Origin of the sequence: Rhizobium sp. G187, assembly GCF_051549525.1 — a bacterium.
Taxonomy (GTDB): Bacteria; Pseudomonadota; Alphaproteobacteria; order Rhizobiales; family Rhizobiaceae; genus Allorhizobium.
This window is the reverse complement of record NZ_JBPUGM010000001.1, coordinates 407431-425194: the sequence shown is the minus strand read 5'-3', so window position 1 is coordinate 425194 and position 17764 is coordinate 407431. Positions and strand designations below refer to the sequence as shown.

The window sequence follows — 17764 nt, the reverse complement described above, 5'->3', positions numbered from 1 at the left end:
CACCTGATATAATTGAAAAACCCCGGATCGCTACGCGATCCGGGGTTTTTCAATGGTAGTCTGTAAAGGCGCCGGTCAGATAGACTTCAGTGTCCAGGCCACGATATCGGCTGTCACTGTAGCAAAGGCCCGATCCAGAGCCTCGACATAGTCGGCATTGCTGCTGCTTGCCGAGCGGGCTTCTGCGCGGAAGCTGCGCTGCGCCTTAACGGAGCCGTTGCGGTCATTGAGCAGTTTTACCGAAATCTCCACAACCCCACGATCGCCACCGCTCGCGACCACTTCAAATGTGCGAACATCGGTCACCAGCTGGTAGTCGATCGCCAGGCCCTGGCCAGGCCGCCCGACACCGCCCAGACGCCCAGTGTTCTCGAAGGCCTCGATCAAGTTGGACTGCACAACGCGGGTGAGCCGGTCACTCCACTGTGCCTTGCTCAGATAGCGGATTTCAGAACCCGATACGCGAACAAGGATCTGCTCGCTATCGAGCGCCTTCAACGCCACCGGGTCCGCCACCAGCAATTGCCGTGATCGGGCCGACGCCGTTGTTGCGACATCGACAGGTGAAGCCGAGAGGTCGAACGTATCGTTCACTGCAGACGAGCCGCATCCGGACAGGCCAAACAACCCGATCGCCAGAACGGAAGCGAGCAATGCGCCTCTCGTTCGGTTCGTCGGCCGCGATGCGGCATGAGCCGTAAACATCATCATTGCTGCTTTTCCCTTCAGCCCTCTCATCGGCGCGTCCGCCCGTCGAATTCCTTGACCGTATCGCCGCCGAAGAGGAGACGTTGCGGATCCTGATCGAAATTGGTGATGGCGTCGTTCAACCCGCGCACGGTCTGGCGCGTGTCGTTCACCAGTGTCTGGATGTCGCGCAACCCGCTGCTCGAGAAGCGCTGGAGATTTTCGGCGATCGGCCCGATACGCGAATTCAGGTTCTCCGCTGCTTCGCGGATCGTGACCAGCGTCTTGCGCGCTTCGGCGCTGAGGGAATCTGCTTCGCCGGATCCCAGGAAGGCATCAACCTTCTTCAGGATACCGTCGACCTGCGTGGAGGCATTGTTCAGACGGTTTGCAAGCTGTGTGAAGTCGTCGATTGCGCGGTCGATATCGCCCTTGCGATCGGCAAAACTGTCGGACAACTCGCGGAAATTCGCCAGCGCCTGTCGCGCATCACCGGTTGCAACCGACACATCATCAACCACGCGTCCGATCTTCTGGCTATCGACCGCTGCAATGAGCGCATCGACGCGCGTCAGCGTCTGGTCAGCATTATTGCCGAAGCGACGGAAGGTGTCGGATGTCTCCTTGAAACTGTCCATCGTCGGGCCGACCCTGTCGGAGGCCGAGGCAAAGCTTGCTGTCGCACGCTCGGTATTGCTGAGGATCTGGTCGATCTTGTCGGAATTCAGCGCCTTGAACAGGTCTTCCGCTGCGCCCAATGTCGCGTCAAGGCGACCGGAAAGGCCCGAGACGGAATCCGAAAGCGCACTGACGCTGCTCAGGAACTGATCGATCCCCTTTGCATTGTCAGCAAGCGACTTTGAGAAGGTCTCGGCATTGCGAACCGTGTTCGTCAAAGGTGCACGCGCGTCCACAATAAAGCCCTGGAGCTCGCCGATTGCATCATCGGCCCGCTGGAGAATGCGGTCTGCCGTCGACAGAAGATTTGTCACGCTCGACTGATCTGCCATCAGCACGGCAGGCTCTCCCGTATCCAGCGCCCGGCGAAGAATACGTTCACCGGAGCCGCTTCCTGCACCGGAAAGTTCGATATAGGCCGCACCCGTCAGGCCCTGGATCTCGAGTACAGCCTTGGTCGTGGCGGTCACGGGTGCATCTGCGCGCACCTCGGTAAAGGCCACAGAGAACTGCGGGTCTTCGTTGTCGATATAGAGATTGCGCACCGAACCGACAGCAATGCCGTTGAAACGCACTGCAGACCCGACAGTCAGCCCGTTGGCAGACCCCGGAATGCGGATGGCAAGCGGCGCCATGGGACCACCGCGACCATATTCAGCCATCCAGTAGACGAAGCCGAAAGCCGCCGCGATCACCAGCATGGTGAAAAAGCCCACGATTGTGTAATTGGCTTTGGTTTCCATAGGTCACTCTACCGGATGTCTGGCGGATACATCCGCACGGGGAATGGAACGGGCGCGCTTGCCCTTGAAATAGGACTGCACCCAGGCATCATCGAATGCGAGCATGTCGTCCAGGGTTCCTTCGACAAGAACCTTCTTTTGTCCGAGCACCGCGATACGGTCGCAGACGGAAAACAGACTGTCGAGATCGTGAGTGACCATGTAGACGGTCAACCCAAGCGTATCGCGCAATTGGGCGATCAATTCGTCGAACTCGGCAGCGCCGATCGGGTCGAGACCGGATGTCGGTTCATCAAGGAAGACCAGATCCGGGTCCAGCGCGAGCGCGCGCGCAAGCGCCGCGCGCTTGATCATGCCGCCGGAGAGTTCCGAAGGGTAGCGATCAGCGGCCTCTGGCTTCAGTCCCACCAGTTCGATCTTGAGATAGGCCAGTTCATCCATAAGCCACTGCGGCAGATCGAGATATTCCCGCATCGGCAGCTGAATGTTTTCCTTCACCGTCAACGACGAGAAAAGTGCGCCATGCTGGAAAAGAACCCCGAGCCGCGTGTCGAGCATCATGCGCTCGACATCGCTCACGGCATCATAGTCGGCGCCCAGGATCTCGATCCTGCCTGAGCGGCGCGGCAGCAACCGGAGAACCGTGCGCATGAGAACCGATTTTCCGGCCCCTGACGCCCCAACGAAGCCGAGGATCTCACCGCGATAAATGTCGAGGTTCAGATGGTCGAGGACAATATTATCGCCGAAGGCAACCGTCAGGTCCTTCACCGACAGGATGGGCTGTCGGACCTTCGTCTTCTGTGCGGTCTCATCACGCATTCCGCACCTCAGAACTCGATTGCTGCGTAGAACATGGCGAACAGACCGTCCACCAGGATCACGACGAATATGGATTTGACGACGGAGGCCGTGACATGTCGACCGAGCGACTCGGCACTGCCGCCCACCTTCATGCCCTCCACCGCGGCAATGATGCCGATGATCAGTGCCATGAAAGGCGCCTTGATCATTCCGGTGGCGAGTGTCGAGTAGTCGACTGCCTCATGCAAACGGCTGAGAAACACTTCGAACGTGATCCCCGAATATCCCCAGACCACAACCGCTGCACCGAACAAAGCTGCGAAATTCGCAAGGATCGTCAACAACGGCAAGGCGATCGTCAGCGCCACAAGCCTCGGAAAGACAAGAACACCGATCGGGTTGAGACCGATGACCTTCAAGGCATCGATTTCCTCCCGCATTTTCATCGAGCCGATTTCGGCCGTGATAGCACTGCCCGAGCGACCGGCAATCATGATCGCAGTCAGAAGCACACCGATTTCACGCAGCTGGAGAATGCCGACAAGGTCGACGACAAAAACTTCCGCGCCGAAATAGCGAAGCTGAAAGGCTCCTTGCTGGGCAATGATCGCGCCGATCAGGAAGGACATGAGAAGAATGATCGGAACGGCGCGCACGCCCATATGGTCGAGCTGATTGACCACGGATGCGGGTGATACGCCCGCGCCGCGTCCAAGCTTCGTTTGGGCGCCGCGCACGGCCGACCCCAGGACGAACATCATCGCCACCAGATCGTCCCAGAGCGAGATGGTTGCCCGACCGACGGGCTCGAAAATGCGATCGACGAGCCGCCGGTCATCCACCGACTTCTCGGGCGCCTGGACGCGCTCAGGCAGCGCCTCGATCATCTCGCGCATTTCTGCGGTGCCGCCGGTGATCTCGATGGCACGACCCTGAGCGTTGCGTTGCGCCACGAAACGGCGGACCAGCCACGCCCCGGCCGTATCCATGGCCGTTACGTCAGTCAGATCGACAACTTCACGACGTCGGTCATCGGTATCAACCAGATCGCCGGCGCTCCTGACCACAGCACCAATCTGATTGTTTTTCCAGCTGCCCCCAAGCCGAATGAGGCGCTGCTCGCCGGCGCTCTCGTCGATATCGATGCGGGCTGAATCAGGTTGAACCGATGTCAAGGAGTGGCAGCTTCCCAAGATGCAGACCGGCGAATCCAAGCCGGCCCCGAAACTAGAACATGGCGCGCACTATAACGACCCGCGTCGCGGATGTAATCCTTAACGAAACCCTAAGCACAAGATGTTGCTCGTTTGGCGGGACCATTGATTTCTTTGCAACAGTAACGGCATTCACGCCGCCCGTATGCCTTCGTCGCGGGCAGCCTCGCCAAGGCCAGCAAGCGAGACCGGAACCATCTGCGGCTCGCCTGACATGCGAGAAGCCGATTCGCTTACGCGACCAGCCCAGGAGATGAGTTCAAGCCGACCGTCATGGTGTTCGGCAATGGCAGTGCAGCTCTCCACCCAGTCGCCGGTATTGACGTAGTGGATGCCGTCGATGTCTTCCATCACCGCATGGTGGATGTGACCGCAGATCACACCATCGACGTCGTTGCGCCGGGCTTCTTCCGCCACGACCTTCTGAAATTCACCGATAAAGTTAACAGCATGTTTCACCTGCAGTTTCGCCCAGGCTGAAAAAGACCAGTAGGGCATGCCGAGCCGCCGGCGGACTGCCGCGAGAATGACATTAATCGCAATCGCGGTGTCATAGGCCCAGTCACCGAGATAGGCGAGAAGACGGGCATTTCGCACCACAACATCAAACTCGTCGCCATGCAGAACGAGATACTTCTTGCCGTCTGCCATTTCATGGATCATTCGCTCGGCAACTTCGATGCCACCGAAGTGTGTGCCGGGGAAACCGCGCAGGAACTCGTCGTGATTGCCCGGAATATACACAATCCGGGTCCCTTTGCGCGCCTTGCGCAGCAGTTTTTGAACCACATCATTGCAAGGTTGCGGCCAGTACCAGCTGCGTTTCAGGCGCCAGCCGTCGATGATATCGCCGACCAAAATGATCGTCTCGGCCTCATGGATACGCAGGAAGTCGAGCAGGAAATCCGTCTTTGCCGCCTTCGATCCGAGATGAACGTCGGAGATGAATAGGGTGCGGAAATGACGCGCGTCACTCTCTGTTTCCACGGGCTTCGTCCTTTCATACTGTCACGCTAGCGCTTAACCAGACTCGTGTTGCAGGATGATGACATGCTCTTCTCGCCCTCCTTCCCGGGCACCGGCGCATGGCGTATGCGGGAACGAATGGTGGAACTAAAGTCTACCACTGCTGGACATTTCGTGTATGACGTTGACGATATTGACGACATGAAACGCCCGGTGGACTGATGAATTCCGACGAGACGAACAAGCAGCAATCTGTGAACCCGACCGCTGACCTGGACGAACAGGCCCTCTTCTATCATCGGTATCCACGACCCGGAAAACTGGAAATCCAGGCGACAAAACCGCTCGGCAACCAGCGTGACCTGGCCCTGGCCTATTCACCGGGCGTCGCTGCTCCCTGCCTCGCCATCAAGGACGATCCGGCTGCTGCCGACGACTACACCGCGCGCTCTAATCTCGTTGCCGTCATCTCCAACGGCACCGCCGTGCTCGGCCTTGGCAATATCGGCCCATTGGCCTCCAAGCCGGTCATGGAAGGCAAAGCCGTTCTGTTCAAGAAGTTCGCCGGCATCGATGTCTTCGACATCGAAATCGATGCGCCAAGTGTCGAACAGATGGTCTCGACCATATCTGCCCTTGAGCCGACCTTTGGTGGCATCAATCTCGAAGACATCAAGGCGCCGGAGTGTTTCCAGGTCGAAGACCAGTTGCGCGAGATGATGAACATTCCGGTCTTCCATGATGACCAGCATGGAACCGCGATCATTGTTGCCGCCGCCATTCTGAACGGACTCGAGCTCGCAGGGAAGTCGATTGCCAACGTCAAGATCGTCGCTTCCGGCGCTGGCGCCGCTGCATTGGCCTGTCTCAACCTGCTGGTGATTCTGGGAGCAAAGCGCGAGAACATCTGGGTGCATGACATCGAGGGGCTTGTCTATAAGGGCCGCAACGAGCTCATGGACCGCTGGAAAGAAGTCTATGCGCAAGAGACCGATAAACGCTCGCTTCACGAATCAATTGAAGGCGCGGATGTCTTCCTTGGTCTCTCCGCCGCCGGCGTCCTGAAACCTGAACTTCTCGCCCAGATGGCGCCAAAGCCGCTGATCATGGCGCTCGCCAATCCCAAGCCCGAAATCATGCCGGAAGAGGCACGCGCAGCGCGCCCGGATGCCATGATCTGTACCGGACGCTCGGATTTTCCGAACCAGGTCAACAACGTCCTGTGCTTCCCCTACATCTTCCGCGGCGCACTGGATTGCGGCGCCACCACGATCAATGAAGAGATGAAGATGGCGGCCGTGCGCGCCATTGCGGCGCTTGCCCGCGAGGAAGTCTCGGAAGTCGCGGCCCGCGCCTATAGCGGCGAGACACCCGTCTTCGGACCCGACTATCTGATCCCCTCACCTTTCGATCCGCGTCTCATTCTGCGCATCGCTCCGGCCGTTGCCCGCGCTGCTGCCGAAAGCGGTGTCGCCCGCCGTCCAATTGCCGATTTTGACACCTATCTCGATCAACTCAACCGCTTCGTCTTCCGCTCCGGCTTCGTGATGAAGCCGATCTTTGCTGCGGCAAAAACGGCATCAAAGAAGCGCGTCATCTTCGCAGAAGGCGAAGACGAACGCGTATTACGCGCAGCCCAGGTCCTGCTTGAGGACGGGATCGGCGAACCGATCCTGATTGGCCGTCCGCAAATTATCGAGACGCGCCTGAAGCGCTACGGTCTCAGGGTTCGTCCCGGCGTCGATTTCCAGCTGGTCAATCCGGAAGACGATCCGCGTTATCGCGACTATGTCGATGAATATTTTGCGCTTGTGGGCCGTGCAGGAATCAATCCGGAAGCCGCCCGCACGATCGTGCGCACCAACACCACCGTCATTGGCGCGCTTGCCGTCAAGCGCGGCGATGCCGATGCGCTGATCTGCGGCGTCGAGGGACGCTACGACCGCCATGTAAAGGACGTTCGCCATATCATTGGTAAGCGTTCGGGCGTGCGTGACTTCTCGGGCCTTAGCCTGCTGATTTCCCAGCGCGGCGCCATCTTCCTGACCGACACCTTCGTCACCGACGATCCGACCGCGGAAGAAATTGCCGAAATGACGGTCATGGCGGCCCACGAAATCCGCCGCTTCGGGATCACTCCGAAGGCCGCACTCCTGTCGCATTCCAATTTCGGCTCTCGCCCTTCGGCCAGCGCCAGCAAGATGCGGGCAGCCCTTGAAATCATCCGGGCGGAAGCGCCAGAGATCGAAGTAGACGGCGAAATGCAGGGTGGCTCGGCCTTGTCGGAAGTCTTGCGGAAACGTGCCATGCCCGACAGTACGCTGACGGGTGAAGCAAACCTCCTCGTCTTCCCGAACCTCGATGCGGCAAACATTTCGCTCGGAATCGTTCGCACTATGATGGATGCTTTGCATGTCGGCCCAATATTGCTTGGGGCCGCCATGCCGGCGCATGTACTATCGTCTTCGGTGACATCGCGCGGCGTCGTCAACATGGCAGCGCTCGCCGTGGTCGAAGCGTCTCAGCCTGTCGTCTGATTGCTCTTGAGAACCGTCGGCATCGCCCAGGCCGGAATTCGTGCCAGTTATTTTCAGAACCGAAGCATTACACTGGGCCCTTGAAATTTAGGGGCCAGTTTATGGTTCAGCACGAAGTCTATTTCGACGTGCGCATGTGGTTGGAGAGCCAGGAGGCTCCCGACCCGGCTGCGTTTTTGATCAAGCTCCATTCCGCATTCTCGGCAAGACTGCTCGTCTATCTCGATGGCAGCCTGGCCGAGGGCCGTCTGGATGTCATCCGCCTCCATCACTACCCCACCGCAGACCATCGGCGTCTGTCGCGAAATCTGCGCGAACAGCGGCATTTACCGCATGTTGCGGCACTTTTCTCGGCACTGGAACCGACGACAATTGATTGGTCACCCTTTGTCGAGCGGCGGACACGGGGCGAACCGGATTTGTCACAGTCCCAGCCTGTGGCTGCCGTTGTCTATCCACTGCTGACCAGTGCCGGGCATCATGCCTGCCTGATCGTGATCCCCTCACCCTCCATTGATGACATTGCGGCATGGCGCATGGCGAACGATCGAGACATCGCCAGTCTTGCTGCGATTTTTCACGCGAGATTGACCCGTTCAGTCGAGATTCACCCCCAGAAGCACCTTACCGCTGTCCGGCTTACCAGACGGGAACGCGAAACATTGGCCTGGATTGCCGGCGGCAAGAGCTACTGGGAAACGGCAATGATTCTCGGAATTACCGAGCGAACGGTCCGATATTTCATGGCGAATGCCCGAAGAAAGCTGGACGTCGTAAACAATTCGCAGGCGGTGGCAGAAGCTGTCTGGCAAGGCCTCATTCCTCGCTTAATCGAAAGGCCCGAACAGTAAACGCAGGGTTGCGTCGATCTTATCACAGATTGCAGAGTTGAAAGCTGTCGCCACCGCCAGTTTCAAAACCAGGAACCAAAAGTCATCTTTGTTGTTCCATTCTCAACGAAGGAGCAAGCGCATGATCAGGATCATTAACGGTTCCCGCCGTCACCAATTTCCCTCCGACATCGATGCCATGCATCGGCTGCGGAAAAAGGTCTTCCACGATCTCCTTGGCTGGGACGTCTCCGTCCAGGAAGAATGGGAGATCGACAGTTACGACCGTGCCAACCCGCTTTACGTCCTCTCTTATGGCGATAATGGTGCACTTCGCGGGTCACTCCGCCTCTTGCCAACGCTCGGCCCGAACATGCTGGATGACACGTTTCCGATCTTGCTCGGCGACGGGCCTGAGATCCGCGCCGCAGACATCTGGGAATCAAGTCGGTTCTGCATCGACCCAGACATCTCGCAGGACCGTGCCAGCAATCAGGTCACGATCGCCGCTGCCGAACTGATGTGCGGCGTGGGCGAGCTTGGTCTTGCCTCCGGCCTCTCGCATATCGTGACCGTGACTGACGTTTTCCTTGAGCGCATGTTCAAGCGCATGGGATGCCCTGGAGAGCGCATTGCTGCACCACACCGGATCGGCTCGGTTCAGGCCGTGGCGGTTGCCTGGGAGGTCAGCGAAGACTTGCTGGAACGCATGAAGATCGTCGCCGAGATCGATGGTACGGTTCTCGAAGAACCGATGACACTGAACGCCGCCCGGGCTGCGTGATGGTGCGACGGCCGCCTCTTTTGGGGCGGTCGTCTCGACTTGTTTATTTTAGTGTCGGCCACTGCTACGTATGCATCAACGCCTATTGAATGGCGCACAGCAATACGTTCATTACCGAAAGTGTCGGCGTGGCCAAACGACGGATTCTTCCCCTGATCTTGCTGGTCGGCCTGACGATGGGGGGCAGCGACGCCCTTGCCGATGTCTGCCGCACTTTGGAGGCCAATTTCCACAAGGCCGTGCAACAGGCCGCAGATCCAGTCGCCGCCGCACGTTATGCCAGTGCCGTCGCCCAGCAAAACCTCGAACTGAGAAGGGTCCGCCAGGATCAGCGTCGGCTTCGCTGCTTGAACTCCTCGATCATTCAGGTCCGCCCAGATGGCGGTAGCGACTGTGGCGACATCGCCAAGTCCATCGATAGAATGGAAGAGAACCTCTCGATCCTGACCGCAAAACTGAAAGAATTGCGCGGCCAGCCAACGCGAGAGCAAAGGATCGACGAACTCGTCGCCAATGGCTGTAGCCTGGAAGGCATCGAAACAGACGAGCAGAACGTGCGGACGCCGTACCTCGATACAGTCCCCGAGGTTGATCGGGCGAGTAAGAATCTTGGGCAATTCGAAAAACCGCGCCTCCTGCCGACCGGCAATGTCCGAACGCTCTGCGTCCGGACCTGCGACGGTGGCTTCTTCCCCATTTCGTCACAGAGTTCGGCGACCTATTTCGAGCGTGACGCCACCCTGTGCCAGAACATGTGTCCGGGCGTAAAGACAGAGCTGTTCTATCAGCCCCCCCTTCAAGGAGATGCCGCAGACATGATCTCTGTGGCGACTGGCCAGTCATATCGCGACCTGCCGTCAGCATTTGCTTATCGCAGCCGCGGCCGTGATGAGAGTTGTTCCTGCAACTTCTCCAGCAATCGCGGCAGTGGTGCGGGCATCGCCAAACAAGCTGAACCGCAAACGTCCATCCGCCAGCTGAGCGCCCCCTCTGTCAGCTTGCAGAACAAGTCGATTCCAGCACCAGAGCGAGATCTCGACGAAGCGGCGCTCGGCGCACGCAAGGTTGGGCCGGTCTTCCTGCCGCCCGACAAGGGCACGATCAACCTTCGGAATCCTGCCCAGCCCGGCCCTCAACCATTGCAGGAATGACCGCGTCAGAAGCAAAACCTGGCTCGTCCCAACCATCCAGATGCACGAGACTGCCGAGCGGCAACCGACTGCGCCAGCCTTTGACTTCCAGTTCGGGTTGGCAATAAAGTTCAGCGACGAAGCCGACGCACAAATAGCCGATGATATGGATATGCTTGGGAATACCGAGCACAGCCTTCACATCCTCCTCGTGGAAGATGCTGACCCAACCAACCCCGACACCCTCGGCCCTCGCAGCAAGCCAGAGGTTCTGGATGGCACAGACGGTTGAATAGGCGTCCATATGCGGATTGTGGGTGCGACCGAGAACGACAGGCCCAGCACGGCCGGGATCACAGGTCACGCAGATATTGAGGGGTGCCTTCTCTATGCCCTGCAGTTTCAGGCTGTCATAAATCGCGCGCTTCTCCTCAGGAAACATCGCGGCGGCCTCGCGATTGGCCCTCTCAAAGGCTTCGCGAACAGCACGTTTGCGCGCTGCATCGCGAACAAGAATGAAGTCCCAGGGTTGCATGAAGCCAACGGATGGCGCCGCGTGAGCAGCGTCCAGCAGACGCATCACCAAGTCATCCGGCAAGGGATCGGAGACAAACTGGTCCCGCACATCGCGCCTTGTATGTATGGCGCGATAAACCGCGGCGCGTTCGGCTTCGGAAAATGAGGATGCGGGCGCTAGTGCGCCCCGGTACGCGTCGTGCATCGCTTGGTCCCCAACAATGCGCAACCGCCCGCCGTCCGCGCGGGCTAGTCCATGATGTCAGGCCGGTCTTCTGACTCGGCGTCCTCCGTTTCACGCAACCTTCCCGATCATTCCGACCAGTGGCTGGGTCTCCCCCGCGTGAACGTCAGCCTTACAGCGTTGGGCACGTGCCGGAATTGCACCGACTTCCCGATTCTCCCGCCTGCGCGGGCACCTGACAGCCCAAGGCTTACACCCTGATTGGAGGCGCGCGCAAGAAGTCTGGCCTGGCCTATGGATTTTCCGGGAAGTAGCGCACATAGGCAAAGGCTCCGCCATCGGGAGACCAGTTCGGCACATTGATCGTGCCTTGCCCGCCGAAGAGTTCGAAAAGAACTTCCTGATTGCTGCCGTCCATATCCATCAGGCAGAGTTTGACATCCTTGTCGCGCGGATGGTCGAAGACATCTGGCGCATAGGAAAGATAGAGAACCTTGTCGTTGTTCGGCGACGGATGCGGAAACCAGTCCCCGGAATCGCTGTTTGTCAGGCGCTGCACGTCACGGCCGTCAGGGCGCATGCGCCAGATCTGCATCAGCCCGCTGCGACTGGAGTTGAAGTAGATCCATTCGCCATCCGCCGACCAGTCAGGACCATCATTGCGTCCCTCACCCTGTGTCAGACGCAGTTCGTCTCCGCCATCGACCGGGATGGTGTAGATGTCAAAGATATCATCACGGATGCCGCAATAGGCAAGCGTCTTTCCATCCGGTGACCAGCCATGCCAATAGGAGGGCATGTTTTTCGTCACCTGACGCGGCATGCCGCCTTCGGCCGGCAGGACATAAATACAGGACTGACCAACCAGTGTTCTGTCGCAGATCGCCAGCATGGAACCATCGGGCGAAATGCCGTGATCATTGTTGATGCGAATTGCAAAACCGGTATCGACCTCTTCCGGCTCGCTATCTTCATCAAGCCAGATCCGATGCAGCAGTCCATCACCATTGATCAGCAGATACGAACCGTCCGGCGACCAGTTTGGTGCTTCGACCAGAAGATCTGTTTCCCAGACCACGGTCGAGGTTCGGGTTTCCATATCATAGATTTCAACCGAACTGCGCATCACACCATCTTTCTGCCGGGACAAGCGCCCGAATCTCTATTGTACGCGTGCCGTCTGCTATTGCTCAGTCACGATCGCGGTAGCGATTGGTAATCGGATAGCGGCGATCTCGGCCGAAGTTCTTCTTTGTGATCTTGACGCCGGGTGCGGACTGGCGACGCTTGTATTCCGCCAGATAGAGCAGATGCTCGACCCGGTGCACCGTTGCAATCTCATGGCCACGCGCAACGATCTCGTCGACGCCCATTTCCCGCTCCACCAGGCATTCAAGGATGTCATCGAGCACCGGATAGGGCGGCAGCGAATCCTGGTCTGTCTGGTTCGGACGAAGCTCGGCGGATGGCGCCTTGGACAGGATGTTGGCCGGGATGACCTCCCCAGAAGGTCCGAGCGCACCGGGCGGCACATGGCTGTTGCGCCAGGCGGACAAGGCATAGACCTGCATCTTGTAAAGGTCCTTGATCGGGTTGAACCCGCCATTCATATCGCCATACAGCGTCGCATAACCAACCGACATCTCCGACTTGTTGCCGGTCGTTACCACCATAGAGCCGAACTTGTTCGAAACAGCCATGAGAATGGTGCCACGCGCCCGGCTCTGCAGGTTTTCCTCGGTGATGCCGCTCTCCGTGCCTTCGAACATGTCCGAAAGCGCTGAGAGGAAGCCCTCAACCGGATCTGCGATCGGCACGATGTCATAATGGCATCCAAGCGCCTTCGCACAGGCTGCTGCATCGGCGAAGCTTTCTTCCGACGTATAGCGGTAGGGAAGCATGATTGTCCGCACCCGCTCCTCCCCCAGCGCATCGACGGCGATCGCCGCACAGATCGCGGAATCGATGCCACCGGAGAGCCCCAGAACCACGCTCTTAAAGCCGTTTTTGTTGACATAATCCCGGAACCCGAGAACACAGGCGCGGTAATCCGCTTCCTCACGCTCGGGGATCTTAGACATCGGCCCCTCGTCACAGCGCCATCCCTCGGCTGTCCGCTTCCAGGTGGTGACAGACAACGTCTCTTCGAACTGGCTCATCTGAAAGGCCAGCGACTTGTCGCCGTTAAAGGCGAAGCTTGCGCCGTCGAATACCAGCTCATCCTGTCCGCCCAACTGGTTGGCGAAGATCAGTGGCAGACCAGTTTCGATGACCTGGCGAAGCACGACCTGATGACGAACATCCACCTTGCCACGATAGTAGGGCGAACCGTTCGGCACGAGCAGGATCTCCGCGCCTGTCTCGGCGAGCGTTTCACAGACACCGAGATCATTCCAGATCTCCTCGCAGATCGGTACACCGATGCGCACTCCACGGAAATTCACCGGGCCGGGCATCTCGCCCTCGACGAAAACCCGCTTCTCGTCGAATTCGCCATAGTTCGGCAAGTCGATCTTGTCGCGCAGAGCAAGGATGCGTCCCGCATCCAGGATAGCCACGGAATTGTGTCGGCCTTTCTCTCCCAGACGAGGGAAGCCGATGATAACGCCAGGACCGCCATCCGCCGTATCCTTCGCCAATTGCTCGACGGCTGAAAGGCAAGCCTGCAGGAAGGCAGGCTTCAGAACGAGGTCTTCCGGCGGATAGCCGGAAATGAACAACTCGGTCAGCAACAGGAGGTCAGCCCCCTGGCTGCCAGCATCCTGGCGCGCAGCGCGCGCCTTGGCGAGATTGCCGGCGACATCGCCGACCGTGGGATTGAGCTGCGCAACGGCAATGCGCAGGACATCTGAGATTTTCTTCGGTTCGCTCATGAAGTCGGTTTACCCGCTTGCAGACGATCTCGCAACGTCACCCGCCGCGCTTGCGCGCGGGAAATGGTGCGACCGGAAAATCCGTCGAAATTACACTGGGAACACCGAGGTAACCATCATAGTTCATGTGGCATTCATGACGGTTATGTGACAGCTAAAGAAAGAATTCGTGTCGTCTGCCTGCCCTCCGGAGACAGCCTTGGAAAAGTTCAACGCAAAATCATTGGTGACCAGCTTCGGTTCGACGGGTGACGTCGCTGCACGAGGCGATCGGGCAGGCGCCAAGGTCATCCGGATCGCCGGGCAGCTGACCCTGGTTACCCTCACGGCGCTTATGGCGGTCTTTGCGAGCGAATGGTTTGCCCGCGGCGATACAGCCGACATTTTGCCCTATCTGACGTCGACGATGCGGCCGGGCATGATTGCGGTCGGCGTCGTCGCGCTGGCGATCCTGGCGCTCGACGCCCTGCTGGGTCGCTCGTTGCAGTCGGCGGTTCTCGTCGTCCCTATGGCCGTCCTTCCGGCCTTCTTCTCCGGCCAAAAACAGCAGTATCTGTCTGACCCGCTCTATCCGAGCGACCTGCTCTTCGGTCGGCAAATATTCGAACTTCTGCCGGCCATGGTTGCTGCACAGCCGCTTTTGGCTGTCGCCGTATTCTCCGGCGCGGCTGTTGCCATTTCAGCCGTCCTTTACCTGATCATTCGCGGCCGCAAGATTTTCCCGCCGCTCTCGGCGTTTGGCCGGGTGACGCGCCTGGTCATCGCCTTGCCGATCCTCTTCGGTTTCGCCAGCATCATGAATCCGATGACCTATTCGGAGACCAGGGATCGGCTGAACATCATTCCCATGCTTTGGGACCAGACCGAGAATTACCGTCACAACGGCTTCCTTCTGGCCTTTGCGATCAACGTACCAATGGCCAAGGTCAGCGCGCCAGATGGCTATGGCAATCTCGCTGTGTCCGACATCCCGACGGATCGCATCCCAGCGACCTTTTTCTCCGGGCGTCGCGCCGACGTGATTTTCCTGATGAGCGAATCCCTCTGGGACCCTACCCGTCTCAAAAATGTGGGCTTTTCCGCCGATCCGATGCCGACAATTCGCGGCAAGCAGTCCGGCAATGTCTTTTCGCCTGAGTTCGGCGGCATGACCGCCAATGTCGAATTCGAGGCGCTGACGGGTTTCTCCAACGCGTTCCTGCCCTATGGCAGCATCCCTTATCAGCAGTATATCCGTCGTCCGGTTCCCTCGCTTGCAACCTTCTTCGAATCGAAGGGTTACAAGACCAAGGCGTTTCATCCGTTCCAGAGCTGGTTCTGGAACCGGAAGAAAGTCTATGACGCGCTCGGCTTCCAGGAGTTCCACTCTGAAGAGACGATGCCTGTCATGAGCAAGCGTGGCCAGTTCGCCTCCGACGACGCCCTTACCCGCTACATCATGGACGAGGCAGAGCGCACCGAAGGTCCCTTCTTCTTCTTCGGCGTGACGCTTCAGGGCCACGGTCCTTATGAACCCGGCCGCTATGCAAAGAATGCCGTGACCCTGGATGCGCCGATGATGTCGCCCGCCAATGCCAGTGCGCTTGCGACCTATACGCAGGGCGTAAAGGAGGCCGACGATAGCCTGAAGACGCTGATGGACTGGGCGAAGAAGCGCCAGCGGGAAACCATTATCGTCGTCTTCGGCGATCACCTGCCGCCGCTGAACGAGGTGTATACGCAGAGTGGTTACATGCCGAATGTCGTGGCTACGCGGCGTGCGTCGGTCGAGACCATGAAGCGCGAACACGAAACACCGCTTGTGGTCTGGTCGTCGAAGCGTGGCGTGCAGAAGAACCTTGGCACCGTCAGCCCTGCCCTTTTGCCGCATTACATCGTCCGTCTCGCAGGCTACCGCCACCCCTTCTACACGGGGGTCCTGGGACGGGTCAGCGAGCGCTATACCGTAATCGACCGCCACCAACTGGTAGGTCGCGGCGACAAGGCCCAAGCGGACTGGTCCCTGTCCGGCCAAGTCGATCCGCTGATCCGCGATTATCGCTATCTGCAGCACGATATGATGTTTGGTGAAGGTTATTCCATGGAGCGTTTCTTTCCCGAGCAGGAGGGTCGCCTTGCTCCGGCAAGTTGAGTGGCCGAGCTTATTTCTCGACGCCATTTGCAGCCAGTGCGAAATCTCGCCTGTTGCGGGTTTCACGGAAATAATTCATAGGCATATTTTGCGATAGTAAGCGTAGTGCTTTACAGCAGTTATATCTGCTCTGTTGAAGCATTGCATCGCTGCCGCTTCATTAGGCCTTTGAAATCGAGCTATTGCCATGCCGCTTCTGACGCGTGCCGAAATAGTCAATCACCCCCTGTTCCCGTCGATTGAAAAACAGATCGCCGGGCACCTGATCGGAATCCACAACAAGACCCCGCGGATGTCGAGGCTGAAGGCCTCCCATCGCAAATGGCTTCTGACACAATCGCTTTTCTCTCTCGCCTTGCGCCGCAATCCCGAAGACCCACTGTCGGGCCTGACAGCGACGCGTTTCATCGAGACAGCCATGCGACTGGGCGCAGCGAGCCGGAACACGGCGACTGCCTACCTCGCCGAACTCGTGGCCTACAAGTTTCTGCGCGACATTCCCGACGTCCCCGACAAGCGGGTGAGGGTCCTAGAGCCAACGGAAATCAGCCTTGAAGGCATGAGAAGCTGGTTTCACGGCCATATGGCATGCCTGGACCGGCTCGACGGCGGTGCACGAGAACGCACCTGCCTCGCAGACGATCGCATTTTTCGGTTGGCGCAGCCTATGGCCGCAGATGCACTGGTGGAGGAGCCGCTTTGGCGGGATCCCCCGGAGACCATCGGACATTTTCTGTGGTCGGATCTTGGCGGCATGATACTTCACGATCTGATTGCCAGGCTCGACAGCGTCGACCGTTCCGCTGACCGCGTGTTTGCAGGCCCCGTGACACTCGTCGAGTTGAGCGATGGCTATCAGGTATCAGCAACGAACCTGAAGCGGATGTTCAAGAAAGCGGAGAGTGACGGCCTGCTCGGGTGGGAACTGCCCCGCCGGCGAGGGAACCTCTGGATGAGCCAACGCTTCATTGAGGACTATTTCATCTGGCAATCGGCAAAATTCGCCCACTTGGACCTGGCCTATCATCAGGCAACTGCGACACTCGGCATCGTCGAAACGACTGTCGCTGCGGCCTGATGTTGGTCACCTAGGTCTTGCTGGCATCGAAGGCCGGAAGGGCTTCAGAAATATCGTAGAAGTCGCCCTTATCAGCGCAATAGATGTGATAGCCACCTGTAAGACCAGTCGGCTTATCGAAGAGACCCGCCATCAGCGAGATGATCTCCTCGCCGTCGGCTTTCCAGAAAAGCGCTGATCCGCAATGGCGACAAAATCCACGCTCGGCATCGGGGCTGGACCGATGGCGGCTGACATGCTCTTCGCCTGAAATGTGGACCGCACTCGTGGGGGCGCTGGTCGTCGCATAATAGAGACCTGTCTGCCGCCGACACTGAGAGCAATGGCAGAAGCTCACCGGTGCCAAATCACAATCCACAGTCACTGTGACTGCCTCGCACAGGCAGCGACCATGATGCGGCCAAGTCGTTTCAACCATATTTTGTCCTCCAAGCGATCTCCAAGAGAATCTCTATGAGGACGGGACTGGGGTCAAACGCCGAAAACTGATGCTTGGCTTCAATTGGCCGAAATGAGGCCCATCGCCAATCACATTAAACCTCTGGGAGATCCCAGGCGGCAAAACCGGGAGATGATCACAAACAAAAAGAGCCGGTCGATCAGGACCGG

15 protein-coding genes and 1 riboswitch are annotated in these 17764 nt (G+C 58.6%); of the genes, 6 read left to right on the top strand and 9 right to left on the bottom strand.

The window, feature by feature from the left end; genetic code table 11:
- Positions 1-75: 75 nt before the first annotated feature.
- From ACSV9I_RS01970 to ACSV9I_RS01950, 5 genes are all read right to left on the bottom strand, one after another.
- Positions 76-705 (bottom strand): ABC-type transport auxiliary lipoprotein family protein, encoded by a 630-nt coding sequence (locus tag ACSV9I_RS01970; protein WP_438327664.1) that lies wholly within the window; start codon positions 703-705, stop codon positions 76-78.
- A 29-nt stretch (positions 706-734) separates the two neighbouring features.
- Positions 735-2108 (bottom strand): MlaD family protein, encoded by a 1374-nt coding sequence (locus ACSV9I_RS01965; protein ID WP_438326818.1) that lies wholly within the window; start codon positions 2106-2108, stop codon positions 735-737.
- 3 nt (positions 2109-2111) lie between these two features.
- A complete protein-coding gene (locus tag ACSV9I_RS01960; RefSeq protein ID WP_438326816.1) occupies positions 2112-2930 on the bottom strand; it encodes an ABC transporter ATP-binding protein in 819 nt (272 codons plus the stop codon).
- A gap of 8 nt (positions 2931-2938) precedes the next feature.
- Entirely contained in the window at positions 2939-4087 is a 1149-nt protein-coding gene (locus tag ACSV9I_RS01955; protein WP_054158688.1) for an ABC transporter permease, read from the bottom strand.
- 171 nt (positions 4088-4258) lie between these two features.
- Entirely contained in the window at positions 4259-5113 is an 855-nt protein-coding gene (locus ACSV9I_RS01950) for a UDP-2,3-diacylglucosamine diphosphatase (protein WP_438326814.1), read from the bottom strand.
- A gap of 200 nt (positions 5114-5313) precedes the next feature.
- Between ACSV9I_RS01950 and ACSV9I_RS01945 the strand changes: the two genes are divergently transcribed.
- From ACSV9I_RS01945 to ACSV9I_RS01930, 4 genes are all read left to right on the top strand, one after another.
- Positions 5314-7629 carry an NADP-dependent malic enzyme gene (locus ACSV9I_RS01945; protein ID WP_438326812.1) on the top strand — a complete coding sequence of 772 codons (2316 nt, stop codon included), beginning with the start codon at positions 5314-5316 and terminating at the stop codon, positions 7627-7629.
- Between the two features lie 101 nt (positions 7630-7730).
- A complete protein-coding gene (locus ACSV9I_RS01940; RefSeq protein WP_438326810.1) occupies positions 7731-8480 on the top strand; it encodes a helix-turn-helix transcriptional regulator in 750 nt (249 codons plus the stop codon).
- A 121-nt stretch (positions 8481-8601) separates the two neighbouring features.
- Entirely contained in the window at positions 8602-9243 is a 642-nt protein-coding gene (locus ACSV9I_RS01935; RefSeq protein WP_438326808.1) for an acyl-homoserine-lactone synthase, read from the top strand.
- A gap of 89 nt (positions 9244-9332) precedes the next feature.
- Positions 9333-10394, top strand: coding sequence for a DUF2865 domain-containing protein (locus ACSV9I_RS01930; RefSeq protein WP_438326807.1), 1062 nt, complete (start codon positions 9333-9335; stop codon positions 10392-10394).
- Here ACSV9I_RS01930 and bluB read toward each other — a convergent pair.
- From bluB to ACSV9I_RS01915, 3 genes are all read right to left on the bottom strand, one after another.
- Complete coding sequence (bluB, locus tag ACSV9I_RS01925; protein WP_438326804.1) at positions 10345-11094, bottom strand: 5,6-dimethylbenzimidazole synthase; 750 nt, start codon at positions 11092-11094, stop codon at positions 10345-10347. The two genes, ACSV9I_RS01930 and bluB, sit on opposite strands and share 50 nt — an antisense overlap.
- 43 nt (positions 11095-11137) lie before the next feature.
- A riboswitch (cobalamin riboswitch) is annotated at positions 11138-11327 on the bottom strand.
- A gap of 38 nt (positions 11328-11365) precedes the next feature.
- A complete protein-coding gene (locus ACSV9I_RS01920; RefSeq protein WP_054158695.1) occupies positions 11366-12199 on the bottom strand; it encodes a TolB family protein in 834 nt (277 codons plus the stop codon).
- Positions 12200-12263: 64 nt separating this feature from the next.
- Positions 12264-13946 carry an NAD+ synthase gene (locus ACSV9I_RS01915; protein WP_438326802.1) on the bottom strand — a complete coding sequence of 561 codons (1683 nt, stop codon included), beginning with the start codon at positions 13944-13946 and terminating at the stop codon, positions 12264-12266.
- A gap of 334 nt (positions 13947-14280) precedes the next feature.
- Between ACSV9I_RS01915 and ACSV9I_RS01910 the strand changes: the two genes are divergently transcribed.
- Together ACSV9I_RS01910 and ACSV9I_RS01905 are read left to right on the top strand one after the other, a co-directional pair.
- Entirely contained in the window at positions 14281-16077 is a 1797-nt protein-coding gene (locus ACSV9I_RS01910; RefSeq protein WP_082352532.1) for an LTA synthase family protein, read from the top strand.
- Positions 16078-16264: 187 nt separating this feature from the next.
- A complete protein-coding gene (locus ACSV9I_RS01905; RefSeq protein WP_054158698.1) occupies positions 16265-17155 on the top strand; it encodes a hypothetical protein in 891 nt (296 codons plus the stop codon).
- Positions 17156-17165: 10 nt separating this feature from the next.
- On the opposite strand, the gene ACSV9I_RS01900 is transcribed toward ACSV9I_RS01905, so the two are convergent.
- Entirely contained in the window at positions 17166-17573 is a 408-nt protein-coding gene (locus tag ACSV9I_RS01900) for a GFA family protein (RefSeq protein WP_438326800.1), read from the bottom strand.
- Positions 17574-17764 lie beyond the last annotated feature (191 nt).